This is a genomic window from Neisseria sp., assembly GCF_030523955.1.
Taxonomy (GTDB): domain Bacteria; phylum Pseudomonadota; class Gammaproteobacteria; order Burkholderiales; family Neisseriaceae; genus Neisseria.
The window spans coordinates 25,289-31,288 of the sequence record NZ_JAUNHL010000032.1 but is presented as its reverse complement, the minus strand read 5'-3'; the positions used below and the strand labels follow the sequence as shown (position 1 = coordinate 31,288).

Genomic DNA, 6,000 nt, shown 5'->3' with positions numbered 1-6,000 from the left:
ATGTGCTTATGAGGTGCTGTTTCGAAAAACGTTGCGCTTGGTTTGACAATTCAAGTGGTAATAATCACACCGTCCAACTTAACAGGATCATTGTCGCTAAATTCCAGCGTACGGATCAAACCGATTTGATCATCCCTTAAATCAGGCTTACCGTCTACCGTACGTAATTGCGTATGCGGATTATGCTGTTGTGCGCCTGCTGATGAAATAAAAGCGGTATGCAACGGAGCCGGCAGGCTCAACGGAGCCAAACTGTTGTTATCCGTAATAAGGCTTGCAGCCAGCGTAGACAACTTCTTCTCGGTTTGTGCAGCAAGCCAAGTTTTTTGATTATCGGTTAACGCGCTATATGCGGCATTGGCGTCGGTAAGCAGTTTCTCTTCGGCCGGGGTATCGATTTCAGCGGCGGTATCGGGTAAAGAATTTACTGTACCGGTAACTTTTGCAGCAGCCTCGCGGTTGGCCGCCATGGCTTGAATTGCTGCTTCTAGCGTAGCAACACTTTCTGAAGAAATATACGCTTTTTGATTATTAGGTAATTTATTATATGCCTGCACCGCACTGTTAACGGCCGCCTCGTCATTAACAGTCAGATTTTCCGGCGCAGCCAAAGCAGCGATCTGGGCAGATACCGTTTGCGCGGCGCGTACATTATTCAACTGGGTATCCAATTGGTCGGCCGTACTACCGCCGCCCCCACCGCAAGCTGCCAAAACGGCCGCACATAAAACGGTAAGCGTAAGATTTTTTATATGAGCAGACTGAATCATGATTTTCCTTATATTATCTAGAATTAACGTAAAGTGAATATATTAGTTTCCAGCTTAGCATGCCGATAGCAACTTCTTGGTTAATATTAACAACGTTTAAAATTATACATTTGTTATATTTATTAGCAAACACTTTAAACTACAAAACCATAAATAAACCACTACCGTTACCAGCCGATAGTATTCAGCAACAATATCTTCTCTATCCGAAAATAAAAGATCATAATATAAATTATTGTTTTTAATAAAACAGACACGCTTACTTACCTTACCAAACAATCATATTGCGCTTGCGCTGTATCCACATCTCAAATACCTGAGTTGTCTTATTTTTCCCACAACACTCCTTTCAGACAGGCATAGCATGATGATGAGTTTATCAATATACCCACCGGACTGTTTTAAGAATTAAACAGCACAAACATTGTTAGGCGTTTTAATTTTAGAATCGGTACTTTAAAGCTTGAAAGCCGTATTCTTTCAAATTTAAAAAAAACACTACTTCTCAAATACCTATATAAAAACCTGATTCTCAAAAAAAATATAAAATAGACAATAAGTCCAATATTTTTCAATTACCGACCAAGCTTCAGCTTAAATTTTCTTTTTATATTGCTATTTTGTCCAAATTCAGTATAATCACCGGCAAACCTATTCTTTATTCATACAGGTATTACTATGCAATTGGACATCGACCGCTTAATCGCCTATTTCGGCGGCGTGAACGCACTTTCTGAAGCCCTAAGAAAACTGGATCCGGAACATGCGGTCAGTACGGCGGCGATTTATAAATGGCGCACACGCGCTTCGCTGCCCTTGGCGCAACTACAGAAATTGAGTGCGCTGGCCGCAGCGCAAGGCCGTCCTTTGGATTTAAATGCCTTTATGCACCATCAAACCACCCTGGAGAAACCCGCAATGAGCCAAACCAACCAAGTTATTATTTTCGACACCACTTTACGCGACGGCGAACAATCGCCGGGCGCCGCCATGACCAAAGAAGAAAAAATCCGGGTTGCCCGCCAATTGGAAAAATTGGGCGTGGATGTCATCGAGGCAGGTTTCGCCGCCGCCAGCCCGGGTGATTTTGAAGCCATCAATGAAATCGCCAAATCGCTCACCCGCGCAACGGTTTGTTCGTTGGCACGCGCCGTCGAACGCGATATCCGCACCGCCGGTGAGGCGGTGTCGCCGGCCGCTAACCGCCGTATTCATACCTTTATCGCCACCAGCCCCATCCATATGGAGCACAAGCTGAAAATGAAGCCCAAGCAGGTAATCGAATCGGCGGTTAAAGCGGTCAAAATCGCGAAGGAATACACGGATGATGTGGAGTTTTCCTGTGAAGACGCGCTGCGTTCCGAAATCGATTTTCTTGCCGAAATCTGCGGTGCGGTCATTGAAGCGGGCGCCACCACCATTAATATTCCGGATACCGTAGGCTATTCGGTACCCCACCGTACCGAGGCGTTTTTCCGCGAACTGATCGGCAAAACGCCGGGCGGCGACAAAGTGGTGTGGTCTGCCCACTGCCACAACGATTTGGGTTTGGCGGTAGCCAACTCGCTGGCAGCGGTACAAGGCGGTGCGCGCCAAGTAGAATGTACCATCAACGGCTTGGGCGAACGTGCCGGCAACGCCAGCTTGGAAGAAATCGTGATGACGCTGAAAACACGCCATGATGTTTACGGTTTGGAAACCAATATCGATACCAGCCAAATCGTCGCCTCTTCCAAACTGGTGTCTACCGTTACCGGTTATCCGGTGCAACCGAACAAAGCGGTGGTCGGCGCCAACGCCTTCGCCCACGAATCAGGCATCCATCAAGACGGCGTATTGAAGCACCGCGAAACCTATGAAATCATGTCGGCCGAAAGCGTCGGTTGGTCATCCAACCGCTTGAGCTTGGGTAAACTTTCCGGCCGCAATGCCTTTAAAACCAAACTGGCGGAATTGGGTATCGAACTGAGCAGCGAGGAAGCGCTGAACGCCGCCTTTGCCCGCTTTAAAGAATTGGCCGATAAGAAGCGCGAAATCTTCGATGAGGATTTACACGCACTGGTATCGGATGAAATGGCCAATTTGTCCGACAACTACAAATTCATCTCGCAACGCATCATCACAGAAACCGGTGAAGAACCGCGTGCGGAAATCGTGTTCACCCGCCAAGGCGAGGAAAAACGCGCCACCGCTACCGGTACCGGCCCGGTCGATGCGATTTTCAAAGCGATTGAGAGCGTGGTGAACAGCGGTGCCAATTTACAGCTTTATTCGGTTAACGCGGTAACCGCCGGTACCGAAAGCCAAGGTGAAACAGCGGTACGCCTGGCGAAAGACAATAAAGTCGTCAGCGGCCAGGGCGCGGATACCGATGTGCTGGTGGCAACCGCCAAAGCCTACCTTTCTGCGCTGAGCAAGCTGGAATACGGTGCCGAACGCATTAAAGCACAAGGCGGTATTTAATCTTGCTTATTTGATTAAAGCAAAACGCCCATGCCTGTCTGAAAATAAACCTTTCAGACAGGCATTTTTATATGATTAAACCGCTTGCTTAGTATGCACATACTGCATACTCGGTTCAAACCCGAATCTGAAATATGTGCTTTTGTTGATTAACCATAATGCCTGTCTGAAAAAGTTTTTCAGACAGGCATTATGGTTAGAATCCCTACTTTAAACAATTGACAAGCCTTATAAATTCAGTATGATACGAAGCGCTTGCCATCCAGCTTTTCAAAAAATATCTCCTTGATAAACAAAGGAAAAACCATGAAACTCTTCAAAAAAGCCGCTGTTCTCGCCATTGCATCCGCCCTGCTCTTGGCAGCTTGTTCTAAAAACGAAAGTGCGCAGTCCGCCGCTTCCGGTACATCCGGCAAAACCTATATCGTTGCCATCGACGGTACTTATGCGCCTTTTGAATTTATCCAAGACGATAAAATCATCGGTTTCAGCCGCGACGTTCTCGATGCTGTCGCCGAAAAAGAAGGCATGAAATTCGAATATAGAAACACGCCTTGGGAAGCCATTTTTGCCACGCTCACCAAAGGCGACAGTGATATTGTTTCCGCCAGCGTCACCATTACCGACGAGCGCAAGCAGTCTTTTGACTTTACCGATCCCTACTTCGAAGCCACCCAGCTGATTATTACCCCCGCCGATAAGGCGGGCGAGATCAAATCCATGGCCGATTTGAAAGAGCGCCGCGTTTCCGTGATGAACGGCACCACCGGTTCGGCGGCGGTGGAAAAAATCCAAGGCACCCAAAGCAGCCTGATTAAGCGTTTCGAAAATATGCCCTTGGCACTCAAAGAGCTGGTAAGCGGCGGCGCGGATGCCAGCGTGGGCGATAACGGCGTGGTGAAATATTTTATCGCCAACCACCCCGATTCCAAGTTCAACACCGTGCTCGATCCCAGTTTTGAAAAAGAGTATTACGGTTTCGTGCTGCGCAAAGGCCGTGAAGATGATCTGATGAAAAAAATGAATGCCGGTATCGCCGCGATCAAGGCCGACGGTACTTATCAGAAAATCCACGATAAATGGTTCGGCGATGCTGCGGCCCAGCCTGCTGCCGGCAGCGCCGCTTCCGCAGCTGGCAAAAAATCCTGATTAAATCAGCCAGAGACCTTTGCAAAAAACTTTTTAATCCTGATTTTATTGATATAGCAGATTTAATTAATTTTCGATACAAGGCAGCAAGCCGCAGACAGTACAAGTAGTACGGAACCGATTCTGTTGCCGCTTCAGCGGCTTACAAAATCGTTTCTTTGAGCTAAGGCGCAGCAGAGCCTTCGCGAAAGTTAAGTTAAGTTAATCTGCTATATCTCGTCATACTCGGGCTTGGCCCGAGTATCTGCTTTTTCTTTTAAACAAAAAGATGCTCGGGTCAAGCCCGAGCATGACGAAGAGATTGGAAAAATGGTCAAAGCGATTTCGCAAAGGTCTCAGCTTATTTAACGGAACACCATACCGCCGTCGATAATAATCGATTGGCCGGTCAGGTAATCCGAATCGGGCGATGCCAGATAGTGCACCAACGAGGCCACATCTTCCGGCACTTGGGTGCGCCCCATCAGAATACCCGCCGAAAATTTGGCAAAGGCCTCGCCGGGTTTTAAGCCCAAATGCTTACCCATTTCCGCATCGATGCGGTCCCACATTTTGGTGCCCGCCACGCCGGGGCAATAGCCGTTGACGGTGATTTTGTGTTTAGCCAACTCTTTAGCGGCGGCAATGGTCAGCGCCCGCACGGCAAATTTGCTGGCACAATAGACGCCCAGCAAATCATAAGATTCGTGGCCGGCAATACTGCATGCGTTGATGATTTTGCAAACACTCCCGCCGCCTTGCTTCTTCATTTGTTCGGCTGCCGCTTGCGTGCCGTAGAGCACGCCTTTTACATTGATGTCGAACACACGGTCGAAATCGGCTTCGGTTACGTCTTCCAACATCATCACGTCTTCAACGCCGGCATTGTTAATAAATACGTCCACCCGGCCGAAGGTATCGACAGCGTGTTTCACCAAGGCGAACTGATCTTCGCGTTTGGCCACGTTGCCGACAAAGGCGGTAACGGGTTCGCCGCGGCTTTTAAATTCTTGCTCGGTTTGGGCCAGTTTTTCGGCGTTGATGTCGGACAATACAATATTGAAGCCGTCTTGCGCCAAGCGTTCGGCAATGCCTTTGCCCAGCCCGTCGGCGGAACCTGTGATAACAGCGGTTTTTTGTGTCATGAGTTTCTCCTTGTTCAATTTGATATTTTGAAAAATCAGGCCGGCTGAAAAAGTGCCGATCGCATCGGATCTTTTCAGCCGGCCTGGGTTATCAATACGATAAACACTGATTATTCATCGACTTCGTCGGCGGAAGGCGGCACCCACGCGGCGATAAAGGCATCGATTTCCGCTTCGCTGGTGTCGGCATCGGCCAAAATACCGATTAAGGTTTTTACCGGCAGCGTTTCGCCGCCGCCGTGCAAAATGCGGCGCAACACGCCGGCATCGGCCGCTTCTACTGCATTAGTCAACTTATCGGTTTCAATATTCAAGATTTCCATGCCTACGGTAACGGGCGTTCCGACATCAACCAGCCATTCGCTGATGGTGCCCTCTTCCATGGTTAAACCCCATTTGGGGATGATAACGGGTTTGATGTTGCTCATTGTTTTCTCCTTATGGTTTTTCGGACAGGCCTGTCTGAAAAATATTTTTCAGACAGGCATTGCGGT

5 protein-coding genes are annotated in these 6,000 nt (G+C 48.3%); 2 read left to right on the top strand and 3 right to left on the bottom strand.

Annotation, left to right across the window (positions count from 1 at the left end; genetic code table 11):
• Positions 1-50: 50 nt before the first annotated feature.
• On the bottom strand, positions 51-770 hold the full coding sequence (locus tag Q4C79_RS08120) for a hypothetical protein (RefSeq protein ID WP_303090514.1): 720 nt from the start codon (positions 768-770) through the stop codon (positions 51-53).
• A gap of 678 nt (positions 771-1,448) precedes the next feature.
• Between Q4C79_RS08120 and Q4C79_RS08115 the strand changes: the two genes are divergently transcribed.
• Positions 1,449-3,233, top strand: coding sequence for a 2-isopropylmalate synthase (locus Q4C79_RS08115; RefSeq protein ID WP_303090513.1), 1,785 nt, complete (start codon positions 1,449-1,451; stop codon positions 3,231-3,233).
• Positions 3,234-3,539: 306 nt separating this feature from the next.
• Entirely contained in the window at positions 3,540-4,382 is an 843-nt protein-coding gene (locus tag Q4C79_RS08110; protein ID WP_303090512.1) for a basic amino acid ABC transporter substrate-binding protein, read from the top strand.
• 344 nt (positions 4,383-4,726) lie between these two features.
• Here the strand turns inward: Q4C79_RS08110 and Q4C79_RS08105 are convergent, their stop codons facing one another.
• Positions 4,727-5,506, bottom strand: coding sequence for an acetoin reductase (locus tag Q4C79_RS08105; protein WP_303090511.1), 780 nt, complete (start codon positions 5,504-5,506; stop codon positions 4,727-4,729).
• A 110-nt stretch (positions 5,507-5,616) separates the two neighbouring features.
• On the bottom strand, positions 5,617-5,934 hold the full coding sequence (locus Q4C79_RS08100) for a biotin/lipoyl-containing protein (RefSeq protein WP_303090510.1): 318 nt from the start codon (positions 5,932-5,934) through the stop codon (positions 5,617-5,619).
• Positions 5,935-6,000: the final 66 nt, after the last annotated feature.